Annotated in this window: 17 protein-coding genes; 7 read left to right on the forward strand and 10 right to left on the reverse strand. The window is 45.0% G+C overall.

The window, feature by feature from the left end:
* The first annotated feature begins 10 nt into the window (after nt 1-10).
* Nucleotides 11-1,243: an MDR family MFS transporter gene (locus M1D98_RS11450; RefSeq protein ID WP_268559206.1), complete on the forward strand. Its 1,233-nt coding sequence runs from the start codon at nt 11-13 to the stop codon at nt 1,241-1,243.
* A gap of 170 nt (nt 1,244-1,413) precedes the next feature.
* Here the strand turns inward: M1D98_RS11450 and M1D98_RS11455 are convergent, their stop codons facing one another.
* The 5 genes from M1D98_RS11455 to M1D98_RS11475 form a co-directional block, all read right to left on the reverse strand.
* Nucleotides 1,414-1,806, reverse strand: coding sequence for a VOC family protein (locus tag M1D98_RS11455; RefSeq protein ID WP_268530428.1), 393 nt, complete (start codon nt 1,804-1,806; stop codon nt 1,414-1,416).
* 4 nt (nt 1,807-1,810) lie between these two features.
* Nucleotides 1,811-2,770, reverse strand: coding sequence for a type I pantothenate kinase (gene coaA / locus M1D98_RS11460; RefSeq protein WP_010328342.1), 960 nt, complete (start codon nt 2,768-2,770; stop codon nt 1,811-1,813).
* 71 nt (nt 2,771-2,841) lie between these two features.
* Nucleotides 2,842-4,176 carry a D-serine ammonia-lyase gene (dsdA, locus tag M1D98_RS11465; protein ID WP_326194388.1) on the reverse strand — a complete coding sequence of 445 codons (1,335 nt, stop codon included), beginning with the start codon at nt 4,174-4,176 and terminating at the stop codon, nt 2,842-2,844.
* A 76-nt stretch (nt 4,177-4,252) separates the two neighbouring features.
* Nucleotides 4,253-5,032: an SDR family NAD(P)-dependent oxidoreductase gene (locus M1D98_RS11470; protein ID WP_010328340.1), complete on the reverse strand. Its 780-nt coding sequence runs from the start codon at nt 5,030-5,032 to the stop codon at nt 4,253-4,255.
* Between the two features lie 5 nt (nt 5,033-5,037).
* Complete coding sequence (locus M1D98_RS11475) at nt 5,038-5,997, reverse strand: MBL fold metallo-hydrolase (RefSeq protein ID WP_456279602.1); 960 nt, start codon at nt 5,995-5,997, stop codon at nt 5,038-5,040.
* A 403-nt stretch (nt 5,998-6,400) separates the two neighbouring features.
* Here M1D98_RS11475 and proC point away from each other — a divergent pair, with 403 nt between their 5' ends.
* Nucleotides 6,401-7,231 carry a pyrroline-5-carboxylate reductase gene (gene proC / locus M1D98_RS11480; RefSeq protein WP_121642846.1) on the forward strand — a complete coding sequence of 277 codons (831 nt, stop codon included), beginning with the start codon at nt 6,401-6,403 and terminating at the stop codon, nt 7,229-7,231.
* Between the two features lie 275 nt (nt 7,232-7,506).
* Here the strand turns inward: proC and M1D98_RS11485 are convergent, their stop codons facing one another.
* Nucleotides 7,507-9,135: a M20/M25/M40 family metallo-hydrolase gene (locus tag M1D98_RS11485; protein WP_456279603.1), complete on the reverse strand. Its 1,629-nt coding sequence runs from the start codon at nt 9,133-9,135 to the stop codon at nt 7,507-7,509.
* 171 nt (nt 9,136-9,306) lie between these two features.
* On the opposite strand from M1D98_RS11485, the gene namA reads away from it, so the two are divergent.
* Complete coding sequence (namA, locus tag M1D98_RS11490) at nt 9,307-10,323, forward strand: NADPH dehydrogenase NamA (RefSeq protein WP_010328336.1); 1,017 nt, start codon at nt 9,307-9,309, stop codon at nt 10,321-10,323.
* 110 nt (nt 10,324-10,433) lie between these two features.
* On the forward strand, nt 10,434-11,195 hold the full coding sequence (locus M1D98_RS11495; protein WP_268559201.1) for an alpha/beta fold hydrolase: 762 nt from the start codon (nt 10,434-10,436) through the stop codon (nt 11,193-11,195).
* A 45-nt stretch (nt 11,196-11,240) separates the two neighbouring features.
* On the opposite strand, the gene rpmG is transcribed toward M1D98_RS11495, so the two are convergent.
* On the reverse strand, nt 11,241-11,390 hold the full coding sequence (gene rpmG, locus M1D98_RS11500) for a 50S ribosomal protein L33 (RefSeq protein ID WP_003226511.1): 150 nt from the start codon (nt 11,388-11,390) through the stop codon (nt 11,241-11,243).
* An 81-nt stretch (nt 11,391-11,471) separates the two neighbouring features.
* Complete coding sequence (gene rnz, locus M1D98_RS11505; RefSeq protein ID WP_268559200.1) at nt 11,472-12,395, reverse strand: ribonuclease Z; 924 nt, start codon at nt 12,393-12,395, stop codon at nt 11,472-11,474.
* A gap of 224 nt (nt 12,396-12,619) precedes the next feature.
* On the opposite strand from rnz, the gene zwf reads away from it, so the two are divergent.
* On the forward strand, nt 12,620-14,089 hold the full coding sequence (gene zwf / locus M1D98_RS11510) for a glucose-6-phosphate dehydrogenase (protein WP_010328333.1): 1,470 nt from the start codon (nt 12,620-12,622) through the stop codon (nt 14,087-14,089).
* Nucleotides 14,090-14,197: 108 nt separating this feature from the next.
* On the opposite strand, the gene gndA is transcribed toward zwf, so the two are convergent.
* Entirely contained in the window at nt 14,198-15,607 is a 1,410-nt protein-coding gene (gene gndA, locus M1D98_RS11515; RefSeq protein ID WP_456279604.1) for an NADP-dependent phosphogluconate dehydrogenase, read from the reverse strand.
* A gap of 109 nt (nt 15,608-15,716) precedes the next feature.
* The gene (locus M1D98_RS11520; RefSeq protein ID WP_435576553.1) at nt 15,717-16,961 is read right to left on the reverse strand and encodes a DNA polymerase IV; all 1,245 of its coding nucleotides are present in this window, start codon (nt 16,959-16,961) and stop codon (nt 15,717-15,719) included.
* A 72-nt stretch (nt 16,962-17,033) separates the two neighbouring features.
* On the opposite strand from M1D98_RS11520, the gene mifM reads away from it, so the two are divergent.
* The gene (mifM, locus tag M1D98_RS11525) at nt 17,034-17,321 is read left to right on the forward strand and encodes a membrane protein insertion/folding monitor MifM (protein ID WP_082022602.1); all 288 of its coding nucleotides are present in this window, start codon (nt 17,034-17,036) and stop codon (nt 17,319-17,321) included.
* 29 nt (nt 17,322-17,350) lie between these two features.
* The gene (locus M1D98_RS11530; RefSeq protein ID WP_435576552.1) at nt 17,351-18,178 is read left to right on the forward strand and encodes a membrane protein insertase YidC; all 828 of its coding nucleotides are present in this window, start codon (nt 17,351-17,353) and stop codon (nt 18,176-18,178) included.
* The last annotated feature ends 694 nt before the right edge of the window (nt 18,179-18,872 follow it).

Raw genomic sequence — 18,872 nt, forward strand, 5'->3', positions numbered from 1 at the left:
AATACGATTCATGAAGAAATGGAAAGATATCCACCCCATCAGCTGGACAATTATCATCGGAACCATTTTCGGCCGAATGGCAACATCGATGAGCATTCCTTTTTTAGCGATTTATTTAACAGCCGTCCAAGGCACATCAGCTTCTTATGCAGGACTGGTTATCGCCGCAAGCTCATCAGTGGGCATCCTTGCGAGCTTTTACGGCGGATATATCTCGGACAAATTCGGCAGAAAAAACATGATGCTCGTGTCCATTTTCGGCTGGATGCTGGTATTTGCAGGGTTCGCGGCAGCATCTCATCTCTGGATGTTTTTTGTGGTAAACGCATTAAACGGTCTTTGCAAATCACTGTTCGAGCCCGCTTCAAAGGCTTTGCTGTCTGATATGACAGAAGAAAAAACGAGATTGCTTGTTTTTAATTTACGCTATGCGGCTATTAATATCGGCGTGGTCTTCGGACCGGTGCTCGGCCTGTATTTCGGCTCATCGCAATCGACCGCACCCTTTTTGGTCCCCGCAGTGATTTACGGATTATACGGCCTTATACTTGCTGTCCAATTTAAAAAACATCCATCCTCGTCAGCATCAGGCCAATCCCGGCATATGAGCGTGCGGGAAGCGTTTATGGTGACACAAAAGGATCATCTTTTTACAATTGCTTTGGTTGGCATTACGCTATGCACCTTCGGCTACTCACAATTCAGTTCCACATTCCCGCAGTATATGGCGCAAAACCCCTTGATCAGCAATGGAACGAAGCTGTACGGGTTGATGCTCACGTTAAACGCAATCGTTGTGCTGGCGACGCAATTTCCTATCGTCCATTTTGCAAAGCGTTTTTCGCCGCTTTGCTCCCTGATGCTCGGTAATGTGATGGTGAGTATCAGCATGGCCATTTTCACCATATCACACGGTGTTTCCTCACTAGTAATGATTGTGGTCACATTTACAATTGGTGAAGTGCTTCTATTCTCTATGATGGACTTGTTCGTAGACCAGATTGCAAAACCAGGATTAAAAGGCACTTATTTCGGGGCAATCGGTTTTTCACAGCTCGGAAACGTTATTGGCCCCTGGATTGGAGGGTTGTGTATAGATCTGTTTGGCGCCGGACGGCCGATTTTTATTTTTTCTGTCTTGAGCGGCATTACCCTGCTCGGCCTGCCATTTTTAGCGTTCGCCTATCGGCAGATGAAAACAGAAATCACAAAACACCGTTCCGGCCTGGAAAAGCCGCTTTAACTAAAAAAACGCGGGAGAAAACCAATCTCTCCCGCAACGAAGTGATGAACATGCATTTAGGCCATTTGATGTTCATCTTTTCGTATTTATTATGTTTGCAGGTTATAAGCTTCAAGTATGCGAAGAACCGAAAAGCACAGCTTGACCGCATTGAGAAAAAGCTTAACACCCTATGATTGACAGCTTGGGGCAACGAGCTCTATCTTAATCCTGTCCGGATCCTCACAATAAACTGCATAATGCCCGTCTCCTCCGGCAAAAGGATGCCGGTCTCGATACAACACACGATAGCCTTTTGCCGCCAGTTTTTCGGTCATCTGGTCGACTTGCAGCTTGGATTCAGCATGAAATGCGAGATGGTTCAGCCCGACGCGGCACCTGTGGTATTCCGGCTCTAGAAATGGCTCTTTCGCCTGCACAATCACAAGGTAAAAACGATCTTTCTTCCAGCTGATGCCTGAGCTCCATTTTTGATACTCTGTATAGCCAATTTCGGTTAGAAACCATCCCCAAAATCGCCTAGAGGCTTCTAAATCAGAGACATACAGTTCGATATGATGCACGATATCACACCCGCCTTACCAGCACTTCTTCAACCTTATGCCCGTCTCCCTTACGCAAAATGAGATCCGACCTAAATTTAGTCGGCAAGATATTTTCATATAGGTTCGGCCGGTTAACACTCTCCCAAATCGAGGCTGCCATCTCGTCAGCCTCTTGATCAGACAAGTCTTTAAATTTATGAAAATAAGAATCGGGATTTTGAAAAGCAGTTTCCCGAAGCAGACGAAAACGTTCTAAATACCATGTGAAAATCCGGCTTTCGTCCGCGTCCACATAAATCGAAAAATCAAAGAAATCGGAGACAAAAATACGCGGATCTTCCCGGTCATCCTCCAAGGTGGGCGACTGAAGAACATTAATCCCTTCAATAATCACAATATCGGCCTGTTCCACAACCTCGAACACGCCTTCTTCCCGGTCATAGGTGAGATGGGAATACACCGGAGCCTTTACGCTGTCTTTTCCTGATTTTAAGTCATTCAAAAATTCGAGCAGCGCCTTTACGTCATAGCTCTCAGGAAACCCTTTTCGTGACAGCATATTTCGCTTCTTCAGCTCGGCTGTAGGAAATAAAAAACCATCTGTCGTGATAAGGCTCACTTTAGGGCTTCCCGGCAAACGCGAAAGAAGCTTCTGCAAAATTCGCGCCGTCGTGCTTTTTCCGACTGCCACACTGCCGGCAATGCCGATCATAAACGGAATTTTGGCTGAATGAGGATGCTTCAAAAAAACATTGACATGCTGATTGCGTTTAGCGGCAGACTCAACATGCAAATGAAGGAGGCGAACAAGCGGGATATAAATCGTTTCCACTTCTTCAACAGATAAATAATCATTCAGCCCTTCCACAGCTTTTGCCTCTTCTTCTGATACAGCAATCGACAAATGTCCCCCAAAACCAGACCAAGACTCACGATTGTGCTGTGTGTATAATGTATGTAAGTTAAGCTCTTTATTTTTCACTGTTTACACCTGACTCTCTGTAGGTTAAAACCCTTACAAAGATTGTAACGGAAAACCCTTTCACTGTCTGCTTATTTTTTCAGCAAATCCGCACCGATTCGATTATACGCGGACATCTCTTCTTTTGGAACCATGCTTCCTCCCGTTCCCCAGACGACATGGACAGCATGTTCCATGTTATATTTCTGGCTATAACGCCTTCCTTCTTCTGTCGAAAAAAGCTGAACGGGCCCGAACATGCCGGCAAGAGCAGAGGGCTCTAAATCGTTATTTTCAGATACAGCTAGCAGATGAAGCAAGGCATAAAGCGTATCGTCCTCTACGGTATAACAGCCGCTCAGCAGCGGTTCAATCAGCTGTCCGACAAATCCTGACGGCCTCCCTACAGCAAGCCCGTCAGCAGCCGTCCGATTATCGAGGCCGATATCTTGAACAGAAATCTTCTCGTGAAGGCCGGAATAAAGCCCCAACAACATACAAGGTGAATGAGTCGGTTCAGCGAAAAACACATGAACATGGTCGCCATATAAAAGCTTAAGCCCAAGTGCCACACCGCCCGGCCCTCCGCCGACACCGCACGGCAGGTACACAAACAGCGGGGTCTCCAGACTTGGTTGTACATTTATACAGTCAAGCTGTGTTTTTAATCGGCTGGCGGCAACAGCATATCCTAAAAACAGCTGACGGGAATGTTCATCATCAATAAAATAACAAAATGGATCTTGCTCCGCCTGCCGTCTCCCTTCTTTCACCGCTTCACTGTAATCAGATTCATATTCTATGACAGTAACACCCTTTTGGCGAAGCAGATCCTTTTTCCACTGCTTAGCATCGGCGGACATATGGACTGTCACGCGAAACCCAAGTGCGGCACCGATGATGCCGATGCTTAATCCAAGGTTTCCTGTCGATCCGACAGCAATCGAATATCGGGAGAAAAACGCGGCGAACCGCTCTTCCTGTAAGATGCGGTAATCATCGGTTTCCCGAAGCAGTCCTTCTTGAAGCGCCAGCATTTCAGCATGTTTTAATACTTCATAAATCCCGCCCCGCGCTTTAATTGATCCTGAAATCGGGAGCTCATGGTCGCACTTTAGAAGCCATCTTCCCGGAAATGGCTGCTGATATGCCGCTTCGAGATGTTTCTTCATATGCAACATTTCAAAAAGCCGAGACTCGATCATTCCTTTGGCATCTTTCGTCTCAGGAAACACCTCGGCAATATAAGGGGCAAATCGCCGCAGCCTTTTTTCCGCCTCCGCTATCTCGGTTTCCCACTCATCTGCATGCAATAACGGGCTCTCTTTCTTGCCCGGATTTTCCCAGAATACAGGCTCTGCCTCCATCAATTTCTGAATGAACGGATCTTTAAACAGAACATGAAGGGCTTCTTGATGAATTGGCATCCAATGATTTCTCCCTTCCTCTAAAAAATGGCCTGTGCGTATACCAACAGCCAGCACACCCCAGGCAGTTCCACTGTTATTTTTTCGTAAGCACACGTCCTGCCAGCTTTTCAACAAGGGCAGGAAACAGCTGATACAGCTTGGTGCCGGCATTCATTAAACGCGGAAGATTAATCTCCCGTTTGTTCGTGAAAATAGCAGCGGTAATTTGAGCTGCCACGTCATCAGGGTCAAGCATCCATCGGCCGAGATTTTTGACATAGTCCCCGCCTTTATCAGCAATGGAAAAAAAGTCCGTCTGAATCGGTCCCGGATTGACTGTTGTCACATTAATGCCGGTTTCCGAAAGCTCCATCCGCAAAGCGTTTGAGTAGCCGAGCACGGCATGTTTTGTTGCGGAATAAAGGCTCGACTTTGGTGTTGCAATTTTCCCCGCTTGGGAAGCGATATTGATGATATGGCCTTTGTTTTGCTCAAGCATTTGCGGAAGCACCGCTTTTGTACAGGCGATCAGTCCGAAGACATTCACATCAAACATCGCTTTCATATCCTCCAGTGTCGAGTCTAAAACCGTTTCAAATATACCGAATCCCGCATTGTTGATCAGTACATCAACCGAGCCAATTTGATCTCGCACACGGGTGATATCCTCTAAGCGGCCGACATCCAGAGGGAGAATCTCACACTGTCCGCTCCACTCTTCAGTTATCTTCCTTTTGATTTCTATCAAACGATCCTCGCGTCTTGCCGACAGCAAGACATGGGCTCCTTCAGCCGCGCATAAGTATGCGATTCTTTCACCGAGCCCTCCTGAAGCGCCGGTGATCCATATCCGCTTTCCCGCTATTTGCTTCATCCCTTTCACCTCTTCATCGTTCTAAAGTATGCAGTATTTCCTTCCCAATATGACGTGATGGATTCTTCTGCAGCCAACACATCCAGATGCCCTGCCGTTTCTGACACCGTTAAAAATAATTCCTTTTCAAACACAGCAGGAAAAAGCTGCTGACAGACCTGAAAAACAGTCATGGGCTTTTCGTCCAGCATACGCCGCACATCCTCCGTCCTGTTCCTCTGCTTGTCAAAACGCTTCTCAATCAGCGCCTGTACGCTGGTGATCGTCTCGCCATGACCGGGAAAAACGATTGTTGGATCAAGTTCAGACAGCCTTCGCAAGGACCGCTGATAATCGACTAAAGGCTTTGATCTTATGTCCCCTGTTTTCGGCGCTTCCAATATTGGATTAGACGAGCTGTTGGCCAGCAGAAGATCGCCACCAAGCATTCTCCCGCTTTTTTCATGGAAAAGAACGATATGCGACTCGGCATGCCCTGGCATTTCCAAAACAGTCCAGCCCTCAAGCCCATCAATGCCCATCCCTTCTCTGACTGTTTTCGTCAGGGATCTCGTACAAGAAAAGGCGTACGCCGACCGTATCAGCTTTTCCGCCTTTCCCGCATCAAATGGGACGCCTAATTCAGGCAGCAGCTTTTGAAAAAAGCATTTTTGCCAATCCATAAAAGCTTGATCTCGGCTGATATAAGGTTCGTTGAACGGATGCCCAATCACTTCGATTTCATTAGAAAAAACATCAAGCAAGCCGGCATGATCAGCATGATGGTGAGTCAGTACAATCTGCTCAATATCTGACATTTTCACATTTACAGCGGCAAGCTGCGCTTGAAGCGCTCTCACAGCCTCTTTTGTATTCGGCCCGGCATCAATAAGTGTCAGCGCGTCACCTTTTACGAGGTAAACGATAACATCACCGACAGCAAACGGCGTCGGGACGCGAATTGGAATGATATCTAGAGTTGTCATCCTTTTGCTCCTTGTCTTCATTCATTACTCATATTTTAGCTTTTTCTTAGTCTTGTGTCATTATTGCCGAATGAGAACGTCTCTTTTTGAAAATGCTATTGACATGAGCTTGTCCGCCGTTGCATAATGAACAACAAACTAAAACGAGAACCATTAGAACGCTATGACGAGGAATCGTATACAAGGCAATAGCCAAAGAGAGCGATACCCCCGGCTGAAAGGTATTGCAGCCCGCTTGTTTGTAGAACCTGCCCTCAAGTCGCGGTTAGGCAACCCTAAACGTTTCCCGCGTTATGGGATTTGAGCTGAGCACAATCTGTGCTAATGAGGGTGGTACCGCGAACCTTTTCGTCCTTTACGTGATGAAAAGGTTTTTTGTTGTTCTGATAAAAGGAGGATATCAATGAAAAAGATAGGATTTGTCGGCGCCGGGTCCATGGCAGAAGCAATGATGAAAGGCATTTTGCAAAGCGGCATCACAAAACCAGAACATATTTATATCACAAACCGCTCAAATGACGAGCGTCTGATTGAATTAAAGGAAATGTATGGCGTGCGTCCATGCAGGGATAAAAATGAGTTTTTCGCTCAAACCGATATTCTCTTCCTTGCTTTTAAACCGAAGGACGCGGCGGAAAGCATCGGCAGCATCCGCTCGTATATCAAAGACCAGCTCGTGATTTCAGTGCTTGCAGGCCTTACCATCGAAACCATTCAGCACTATTTTGGCAGCAAGCTTGCGGTCATTCGCGTCATGCCTAATACATCCGCAGCCATCCAAAAGTCAGCAACCGGATTTTCTGTAAGCCCTGAAGCAAACCAGGACGATATCATTGCCGCAAAAACGCTATTGGAAACAGTCGGGGATGCCACACTGGTTGAGGAACGGCACCTTGACGCTGTCACGGCGATCGCCGGCAGCGGGCCGGCCTACGTGTACCGTTATATCGAGGCAATGGAAAAAGCGGCGCAAAAAGTAGGTTTGGATAAGGAAACGGCAAAAGCTCTCATTTTGCAGACTATGGCAGGGGCAACAGAAATGCTCCTTAAAAGCGGTAAACAGCCCGCAATGCTGCGCAAGGAAATCACAAGTCCGGGAGGCACAACTGAAGCAGGCCTTCGCGCTTTACAGGACTCCCGCTTTGAAGAAGCGATTATTCACTGTATTGAAGAAACCGCTAAACGCAGTGCAGAGATCAAAGAGCAGTTTTCCGGTGCTGCAATAGAGAAGTAAGCACAAAGACAGGAGGATCACATCTTCCTGTCTCAGATTGTTGACAAGATCCTAAAACGACCTCCGTTTTAGGATTTTTCACCTTTTCAGCGTGATTGAAAATCCTTGAAGTCTAGAGAGGACGAGCATCGAAGCAGACTTTCGCAGAATGCTCAGCTTTTAGCCGCTCATCTTTTCTCAGCTGGGCACCAACGCGCAGGACTGACAACGAATGCGAGGGGTTGTCGACACGCTGAGAGACAGAAGGCTCAAAGCCTCCTGTCTTTTATTTCCCCCTAAAAGCGAGCAGCTTCTGATGGTTGTAATAGCGCGGAAATCGTAAATGAAAGCAAATCTGGAAGCACTTCAAAGGAATAAGGCAGATACAGCCTTTCCGTCCATTTGTGCGGATCTTTTCCAGCCGGACCGACATTTAAAACCGGGACATATAATGCCTGATCTTTGCGGCTTGGCAGTGTATATCCCCTATTAAAGAGCGGCATATTGCTTGTATACGCGTCAACTTCCTGCTTTTCGAGCTGCAGATAGCTTAAGTCTGAAAGTCCGGGAAAATACTGAACCTCCCGCAACGCAATGCCGTATCTGTCAGCCGCATAATGGGTAAGCTGATCAGCTGTATTCCTGATCAATGGATCGTCCTTTGAAGAAACCGAAGGATAAAATGGCGGGCTGTAGAACAGAACAATGAGCGGCGCATCTTCCTTACAAAGCGAAGCAAGCTCAGACACCATTTTCGTTGAAAAATCCCTGTCCCCAAGATCTCCCCTGTTGGCAAAGGCATAATTAAACACCCGCTCTGTTTCCGAGTTTCCGACACGCTTTTTCGCACGTGTGACCAGCTCATCAAAAGTCAAAACAGAGACGGTGCGTTCCACCGGAGTAAACGACTCAAATTGCCGGAAATCCTGTGTTTTCTTCCGAATATTCGCGGTGATTTCTCTCGCCGCCTGCTCCGCGGTTTTCAGCAGCATCTGATGCAGTTCACTGGCCGATCGTTTCATGGACAGCACATTAAATAACGTGACAGCTGTATGTGGTGTCTGAACAGAATACGCCTCTTTCAAGTCCTTTTGCATTAAATTTACCGGCGGCGGAGTGACTTCACCTTCAACCTTCTCGCAATAATCAGCATTCAGTTCAAGCAAGCGGTTCAACTCAGATACCATTAAATTTGCGTTTACGCCTGAAAACGGCTCTCCGACATGAGTTTCAATCCCCTTGCAGAAAAACCCCGCAAGTACCTTGCCAATGCTTCCGGAGTAAAAATATTGCTGCTGGTCGCCGGGAAATTTTTCAAACATCGGTTCGGCATTCAGGCAAGCTGTTAATGTGATATCATGCTTTTTCTCCATTTCCTTCAGTACAGGAACAGCTTCAATCATGCCTTTCGAATTTGCTTCCTCGTCAGGAACCGTAATCAACAGCAGATTTCCTTCAAACTGGCCGTCCATCGCCCGCTCCAGCATCGACAGCTGAACAGCGAGCCCCGCTTTCATATCCATCGTCCCTCTTCCAAACAGCCAGTCGCCGCTTTCAGCGTCTGTTCGCACATGTTCCGGAAGGAGCTCTTTTTTCTCTAAAAAAGAGCTCAAAAGCTCAGCGGGCTTACATGCCATATGCTTGAACTCTCCGTAGTCCTCTATGTCCACGACATCAAAATGGCTCAGCAAAAGCACTGTCTTTTTGACATTCTTCTTTTTGACAAGAGCCGTTAGAAAGGATCTGCCGTCATCCATCGGATGAAGTGTTACATCCTCAGGATGTGTTTGAAAATAAGGCTTGTCTTTCAAAATAAAATAAAGATATTCTGCAAGTGCTGCCTCTCCCTTCGAACCGGTGATGCTTTCGTATTGCACAAGAGAAGTTAAAAGGGTAAGCAATTCGTCTTTCGTCTGCCAATTCATCGATCTCCGCCCCTCCTTTGTATAAAAACGCTTCCAGCCTGAAAAATAAGATGATTCCCTGTCTATTATACCGAAATATGTAACAAAACGGATCTTTTGAGCAGTTTATATGACGGGAAAGAAATCACTTGATATAATCAACCTCTAAAAACCTTACGGGAGGCGAAAGAAATGGCCAGAACATTATTCACACCGATAACAATTAAAGATATGACATTAAAAAACCGCATCGTCATGTCGCCAATGTGCATGTATTCTTCTCATGAAAAGGACGGAAAATTGACGCCGTTCCACATGGCGCATTACATATCGCGCGCAATTGGCCAGGTTGGGCTGATTATTGTGGAGGCATCAGCGGTTAACCCTCAAGGACGGATCACAGACCAAGACTTGGGGATTTGGAGCGACGACCATATTGAAGGCTTTGCCAAACTGACTGAGCAAGTCAAAGAACAAGGATCAAAAATCGGCATTCAGCTTGCCCATGCCGGACGTAAAGCAGAGCTTGAAGGGGATATTTTCGCTCCATCGGCCATTGCGTTTGACGAACAATCAGCAACACCTGTAGAAATGTCAGCAGAAAAAATAAAAGAAACGGTGCAGGAGTTCAAACAAGCGGCTGTCCGCGCAAAAGAAGCCGGCTTCGATGTGATTGAAATTCATGCGGCGCACGGATACCTCATTCACGAATTTTTATCTCCGCTTTCCAACCATCGAACAGATGAATACGGCGGCTCTCCAGAAAACCGTTACCGTTTCTTAAGAGAGATCATTGATGAAGTCAAACAAGTATGGGACGGCCCTTTATTTGTCCGTGTATCCGCTTCTGACTATACAGACAAAGGCTTAGACATCGCCGATCACATCGGGTTTGCAAAATGGATGAAGGAACAGGGTGTGGACTTAATTGACTGCAGCTCAGGCGCCCTTGTTCACGCTGACATTAACGTATTCCCCGGCTATCAAGTCAGCTTCGCTGAGAAAATCCGTGAACAGGCCGACATGGCAACTGGTGCTGTTGGCATGATTACAGACGGTTCTATGGCTGAAGAAATTCTGCAAAACGGGCGTGCCGACCTTATCTTTATCGGCAGAGAGCTTTTGCGAGATCCTTTCTTTGCAAGAACAGCGGCGAAACAGCTTAATACAGAGATTCCGGCCCCTGTTCAATATGAGAGAGGCTGGTAATGTCCAAAAGAGATATCCTCAAACGGATATCTCTTTTTTTATTTTTTAGAGAAACGATCAGCTCAGGTTCTCCGTCTCCCTAGTAGAACCAATTAGAGGAGATGACTCCAATGAGCTCAGCTTGGATGGAAAAGACATATACAATTGACGGATGCGCGTTTCATACAAATTTCCGAAGAGGATCAAGCGGTGTAACGATTGTCTTTGAGGCCGGCTACGGTACGTCTTCTGAGACGTGGAATCCATTAATAGCGGATATTGATGATGAATTTGGCATTTTTACATATGATCGGGCGGGAATAGGAAAAAGCGGACGAAGCAGCGCTAAGCGAACAGCTGAACAAAAGGTAAAAGAATTGGAGAGTTTGCTTCATGCAGCAGATGTAAAACCTCCTTATCTGGCTGTTTCACATTCATACGGAGCTGTCATCACCGGATTGTGGGCTTGCAAAAACAAGCCCGATATTATCGGCATGGTTCTCCTTGATCCAGCTTTAGGAGAGTGTGCAAACTCCTCCTTTATTCCTGAAGAAATGCACAAAGCAAATACAAGCAAGATGATGACTGAGGGCACACATGCAGAATTTTTAGGAAGCCTGCAGATTCTCAAACAACGGCAAGTCCATTTGGAAAACATGCCCCTCCTCGTGTTGTCATCAGGTGAACGGACTACGCAATTCACTACTGAACAGGATTGGCTAAACATGCATAGGAGCATATTGACTCTATCTCATCAAAGCGGCTGGATTCAAGCGAAAAACAGCTCACACAACATCCATCATGACGAACCCCATATCGTTCATTTGGCTATTTATGATGTATGGTGTGCAGCATGCCAGCAGGCTGTACCGCTTTTTCAGGCAGTCAATTAACATAAAAAGAAGACCGGGTATGTAACGCCCGGTCTTCTTTTATGATTACTTTGTTTCACGATGAAGGGTATATTTCTTTAAACGCGGTGAATATTTTTTCAGCTCTAAACGGTCTGGGTTGGTGCGTTTGTTTTTTGTTGTGATGTAATTCCGGTCTCCCGTTTCAGTGCAGGCTAAAGTAACATTGACTCTCATATGAACATCTCCTTATAAAGCGTAATGATTACGTTTTATTATACAACATCATCACAAATTGTCAAATAAGAACGCTTGGCATCAGCCCCGCGGGACGTGTACCTCTAAGAAATCATACGCCGCCACGCTGTTCGGGAAAACGTCAGCCGCTTCTTTCTGAAGCTCCAGCGAGGAATCTCCCTGATATCTGGCGCTGATATGGGTTAAAATGAGCTTCTTTGCCCCTGCTTCTTTCGCTGTATTGGCCGCTTGTTCCGTTGTACTGTGAAAATAATCATAAGCAAGCTTCCGATCTTCCTTAGCAAAGGTCGCTTCATGAACAAGCACATCACAATCCCGTGCAAGCGCCTTTAGCTTGTCACTTACTCTCGTATCTCCGGAAAAGACTACAGCCCTCCCTTTCTTCGGAGGCTCCAGAAAATCATTCCCATTGATGGTGCGCCCGTCTTCTAGTGTTATCGTTTCGCCATTTTTGATTTTTTGATACACAGGACCGGGCGGGATGTTCATATCCTTTAATACATCCGCCTTCAAGGAGCCTGGCACGTCTTTTTCCTGGACGCGGTATCCGAAGGCCTCCACTCCGTGAATAACCGATACCGCTGTGACTACAAACTGATCGTCTTCAAACACGATCCCTTCCTCGATTTCCCGGATCACAAGCGGATATGTCAGATGGGTTTTTGTGACGGCAAGGCTTGTTTCAATAAACGCCTTAATCCCTTTAGGTCCATATACCGTCAGCTCGTCTTCTCCGCCTTGAAAGGAACGGCTCCCCAGAAGCCCCGGAAGCCCGTATACATGATCACCGTGCATATGGGTAATGAAAATTTTTTCGATTTTTCGAGGTTTAATCGTAGTATGTAAAATTTGGTGCTGTGTGGCTTCCCCGCAGTCAAACAGCCATACCGAACGCCTTTCTTCAAGCATTTTCAATGCGACCGACGTTACGTTTCTCGCCTTAGCGGGAATGCCGGCTCCCGTCCCTAAAAAAAGTAATTCCACATTTCCTTCCTCCTACTAGAACTAGTTACCTACAAGAATACAGGATCGTGCGCAAAATGTGAATCTTGCCCTTGAAAGGAACAATCCTTTTGTTCTAGAGATATTTTAAAGCATTCTGCAAAAAAAGGGCTTAAATGTTTGCTTTCGTTGAATTTTAGATTTAAAATGAAGGAAATATACGGGGTGTACTAAAATAAAGCTTCGAATAAAGTGAGGTACTTTTAGTGAAAACAAACCAACAACCAAAAGCAGTAATTGTCATATTCGGCGCAACGGGAGATTTAGCAAAACGAAAACTGTATCCGTCTATCCACCGTTTATATCAAAACGGACAAATCGGAGAAGAGTTTGCAGTAGTAGGAGTTGGAAGAAGACCTTGGTCTAATGAGGATCTTCGCGAAACTGTTAAAACATCCATTTCCTCATCTGCGGATAAACATATAGATGATTTCACGTCTCATTTTTACTATCACCCGTTCGACGTGACAAACCCTGGTTCTTATCAAGAGCTTAACGTATTGCTTAACCAGCTGGAAGATACATATCAAATTCCGAACAACAGAATGTTCTACTTGGCAATGGCTCCTGAATTCTTCGGGACAATTGCAAAAACATTAAAATCAGAAGGTGTGACAGCAACAACAGGCTGGTCCCGCCTTGTCATTGAAAAGCCGTTTGGCCATGATCTGCCAAGCGCACAAGCGCTGAACAAAGAAATCCGCGAAGCGTTTACTGAAGATCAAATTTACAGAATCGACCATTACCTAGGCAAACAAATGGTTCAGAACATTGAAGTGATCCGGTTTGCCAATGCGATTTTCGAACCGCTTTGGACAAACCGCTACATCTCAAATATTCAAATCACATCAAGTGAATCACTCGGCGTCGAAGACCGGGCGAGATATTACGAAAAATCAGGCGCCCTGCGCGACATGGTGCAAAACCATATCATGCAGATGGTTGCCCTTCTTGCAATGGAGCCGCCGATCAAATTGAACACAGAAGAAATCCGCAGCGAAAAGGTGAAGGTGCTGAGAGCACTGCGCCCTATTGCAAAAGACGAAGTGGATGAGTATTTTGTGCGCGGGCAATATCAAGCCGGTGAGATTGACGGTGTGGCGGTTCCCGCTTATACGGATGAAGATAATGTCGCTCCTGACTCCAATACAGAAACCTTTGTTTCAGGAAAGCTCTTGATCGACAACTTCAGATGGGCTGGTGTTCCATTCTATATCCGCACCGGAAAACGAATGAAAGAAAAGTCCACAAAAATCGTCGTTCAATTTAAGGACATTCCGATGAACCTGTACTACGGCAATGAAAACAACATGAATCCGAACTTGCTCGTCATCCATATTCAGCCTGACGAAGGCATTACGCTTTACTTGAATGCTAAAAAACTTGGCGGAGCAGCACACGCGCAGCCAATCAAGCTGGATTACTGCAGCAATTGCAATGATGAGATGAACACCCCTGAAGCATATGAAAAATTGATTCACGACTGTCTTCTTGGCGATGCCACAAACTTTGCACACTGGGATGAAGTTGCCTTGTCTTGGAGTTTTGTCGACGCCATTTCTGAAACATGGGCAGCAAACAAGACCCTATCTCCAAACTATGAGTCAGGCTCTATGGGACCGAAAGAATCAGATGATCTTTTGGCGAAAGACGGCTTGCACTGGTGGAATATATAATACAGAAAAAGCCGAAAATGCTGTAGCGCATTTTCGGCTTTTTTGCGGCTGTCAACGCTCATTCAATAACAAAAAACCCCGAAGCCCTAAGGGCTTCGGGGTCTTCTATTACTTCATCCATTCAGTATGGAAAATACCTTCTTTATCTGTACGCTCATAAGTATGGGCGCCAAAGTAGTCACGCTGCGCTTGAATTAAGTTTGCAGGGAGTACAGCTGTGCGGTAGCTGTCATAGTAAGCTAATGCGCTTGAGAATGATGGCACCGGCACACCTTGTGCAACTGCAAGTGAAATCACTTGGCGAAGCGCTCCTTGGTAGCTTTCTACAATATTTTTGAAGTAGCTGTCAAGAAGCAGGTTATCGAGCTCAGGTTCGCGATCGTAAGCTTCTTTGATCTTCTGAAGGAATGCAGCGCGGATGATGCAGCCGCCGCGGAAGATCATAGCGATTTCGCCGTATTTCAGATCCCAGTTGTATTCTTCAGAAGCTGCTTTCATTTGGGCAAATCCTTGCGCGTAAGAACAGATTTTACTCATGAACAGCGCTTTTCTGACTGCTTCAATCAGCTCTTCTTTATTGTCTGTAACAGGCTTCACTTCAGGTCCTGAAAGAAGGCTGCTCGCTTTCACACGCTCTTCCTTCATAGCTGAGATAAAGCGTGCGAATACAGACTCAGTAATAATCGGAAGCGGAACACCTAAGTCAAGCGCGCTTTGGCTTGTCCATTTTCCTGTTCCTTTTTGTCCTGCTTTATCGAGAATGACATCAACAAGCGGTTTGCCTGTCTCTTCGTCTTTTTTCGTAAAGATGTCAGCCGTAATCTCAATCAGGTAGCTGTCAAGCTCGCCTTTATTCCACTCAGCGAAAACTTCATGGAGCTCATCCACTGAAAGGCCGAGCACCTGTTTCAAAATGAAGTAAGATTCAGAGATCAGCTGCATATCTCCGTATTCAATTCCGTTATGCACCATTTTCACATAATGGCCGGCACCGTCTGGACCGATATATGTCGTACAAGGTTCTCCGTCAACTTTTGCAGAAATCGCTTCAAGAATCGGCTTCACAAGCTCATGTGCTTCTTTTTGTCCCCCAGGCATGATAGAAGGCCCTTTAAGCGCTCCTTCTTCACCGCCAGAAACGCCTGTTCCGATAAAATGAATGCCGCTTTCTGCAAGTTCTTTGTTACGGCGCTGTGTATCTTTATAATATGTATTACCGCCGTCAATTAAAATATCATCCTTCTCTAGATGAGGAAGAAGAGATTGAATTGTCGCATCTGTTGCAGTTCCCGCTTTCACCATTAATAAGATTTTGCGCGGTGTTTCCAAGGATTGGACAAACTCTTCAATGCTGTATGTGCCAACAACATTTTTTCCTTTTGCCTCCTGCAAAAACTCCTCAGTTTTACTGCTTGATCTGTTGTAAACAGAAACAGAAAATCCCCGGCTTTCGATATTTAAAGCCAGATTTTTACCCATGACCGCAAGTCCGATAACTCCGATTTGTTGTTTTGACATATTCTAACGTCCCTTCTTCAAACGTTTAATCATTTTAAAATTTAAATTAAAATAAAATGATATTTATAATAAAGAAATTACCATACTTTCACCCTTTTTTTCAAGCTATTCACCTTTTCTTTTCATCCTGAAAAAAATCTTTATTAAAGCTTGTTCCCTTCGTTTTGCTCTCCTCTTTCTTTATCCTTGCCCCTTTTCTGATCAGCTTAGATCCGTACTTTTCATTCAGCTTTTCCATCATCTGCTGAATGGGCTCTTCCTTGGCATCTTCACTAAAGCTGAACAAATCAAGTTGCTTATAGGCCTGCTCTTTTTCCACTAAATCCGTTCCGGTAATGCCTAGCAGCCTGACAGGATTTTTATTCCAATGTTTAAAAAAGAGGTGCTCCGCTTCTTTCATAATGTCATGTTTTTGATCGATCGGATTTTTCAGCGTGATGCTTCTGGTAATGGTTTTCCAATCTGCATATCTAATCATAATAAAAAGCTTTGAAGCCATAACCTCCTTGCGCTGTAAGCGGTCACTCACGGAAGCGGCAAGCTTACGGAAAACGCCTAATAACTCTTCTTCATCACTGGAATCATGTGAAAGTGTCGATGAGTTTCCGACGCTCTTAAATTCGTAAATGCGCTCTGGGTCAACTGGCGCATGGTGAATGCCATTTGCTTTCTGTTTAAGGCGCGGGCCGTTGATGCCAAGCAGGCGTTTCAGCGAATGTTCATCAGCTGCAGCTAACTCTTCAATCGTATGAATGCCCAGCCCCTTCAGCTTTTCCGCTGTCTTTTTGCCAACCCCGTGCATCTCTCCAACAGGAAGCGGCCAAAGGATATCAGGCACTTGTCTCTTTCTTAAAATCGTGATGCCAAGCGGTTTTTTCATATCAGACGCCATCTTAGCGAGAAATTTATTCGGCGCGATTCCTATGCTTGACGGAAGCAACAGTTCTTTTTTCAGCCTGCTTTGGATTTCTGTTGCTGTCTCCAAAGCGCGGCTGCTGTATGCCGTTTCGGTCATGTCCATATAGCCTTCATCGATAGAGACAGGCTCAACCAGGTCAGTATATTCACGGAGAATGTTAAACATCTCTCTTGAAGAATTTCTATAGCGGTCAAAGTTCGGCGGAAGAACGATAAGCTCAGGGCAATTGCGCTTCGCTTCCCAAACCGGCATCGTTGTTTTGACGCCTCGCGCCCTTGCTTCGTAGCTGCATGTCACCACGATGCCCTTTCGCTCCTTTACGTTTCCGGCAACTGCGACCGGCTTCCCACGAAGGGCCGGATCATATGCCATTTCCACCGAAGCATAGAAGCTATTCATATCAATATGGAAAATAATTCGGCCCTTTCCCCGCATAAACAAAACTCCTTTTCATTCATTAGACAACCGCTTGTACATATAGTAAAATGAAGGTATTGAATGGATGTGATGACAATGTTTGTGGAATCGATAAATGACGTTTTATTCTTAGTCGATTTTTTCACAATTATTCTTCCGGCTCTAACGGCAATCGGGATTGCGTTTCTTTTACGGGAGTGCCGTGCCGGCGAGCAATGGAAATCAAAACGAACAGATGAACATCAGACGGTCTTTCACATTAATCGAACAGACTTTCTTATTATTATATACCATCGCATTACAACTTGGATACGTAAAGTCTTCCGCATGAATTCCCCTGTGAACGATGATGAAGACGCCGGTTCCCTTCTTTTATAAACCGCATTTATAAAAAGGAGGAGAACAAATTGGTAAAAACATATCAAAAACTTTTGGCAGTAGGCATCTTTTTGATCGTATTGTGCTCGGGAAATGCAGCGTTTGCGGCGACGAATCAGGTGGGAGGCCTCAGCAACGTCGGTTTTTTCCACGACTATTTAATCGAACCGTTTTCCGCTCTGCTTAAAGGGGTTGCCGGGCTGTTTCACGGAGAATACGGACTTTCAATTATTCTCGTCACCATCATTGTACGTGTTATTGTGCTTCCTTTGTTTGTCAATCAGTTTAAAAAACAGCGTTTGTTCCAAGAGAAAATGGCCGTTATTAAACCTCAGGTTGACAGCATTCAGGCTAAACTGAAAAAGACGAAGGACCCCGAAAAGCAAAAAGAACTGCAAACGGACATGATGAAGCTGTATCAGGCGCACAATATCAATCCGCTTGCGATGGGATGTCTCCCGATGCTGATTCAATTTCCGATTTTGATCGGGTTTTATTACGCGATTCGCTCTACACCTGAAATCGCGTCACACTCGTTTTTATGGTTCAGTTTAGGACAATCTGACATTCTCGTGTCACTTAGTGCGGGTGTTATGTACTTTGTCCAGGCTTATGTCGCTCAAAAACTGAGCGCGAAATATTCGGCTGTCCCGCAAAATCCGGCAGCGCAGCAATCAGCCAAACTGATGGTGTTCATCTTCCCTGTGATGATGACGATTTTCTCGCTTAACGTTCCGGCAGCCCTTCCGCTGTACTGGTTCACTAGCGGGCTGTTTTTGACCGTGCAAAACGTTGTCCTTCAGATGACACACCATAAAACCAAAAAAGCCGCCACTCTTACTGAGCCGGTGAAATAAATAGCAGTTCCATATTTGTTGATATTAGCCCCTTTAAGTAAGTGGACCGGAGAAGCAGAGTCCTACTTACTTAAGGGGGCATTTTTATAAAAAAATCTAAAAAACGTATATAAAAGAAGTCAACAAATCAACTGTGCTAAGCCTCGTCAATGTCCAAAAAATGGAGCAGAATCAACCACGATTGAGGAGTTGTCATGTCATTATATATGTATAATACTTTGCAATATGTAGAATCAGATATACTAAAAGGACAGACCAGACTCATGTGGCAATTGACAATTTTTATTAAGAATAAAGTAAGCAAAAGGAAAATGAATTATATCTAGTAATCAAGAAATAATAAAAAAGAGATTTGAGAAAAGCCCTCTATTCAGTGACAAAGGGTTTCTCTCACATCTCATTAATTTATAAATTATTACAATATGTATAACACGAAAAAATGTGTGTCAGCATACAGCATTAGCCGAACACCTTCATTTTTAACTTTTAATGAATAAAGAGCTTGAGATTCTTTATAAGAAAAGACTTCTTCTGTCTAAACTCAACAAGCTCTTTGGATTATCTTAAACTTGGAAGCTGCATTCTTTTTTAAGTGCTTTAGAAGGAGTTAATTCTATAATTATTAAAGTTCCTGTGAACTACCCAATAAGTATGTTGATGATAAAGAAAGCTTTTATTAGAAAATATATACTGA

The sequence above is a fragment of the Bacillus sp. K7 genome (genome assembly GCF_053903245.1).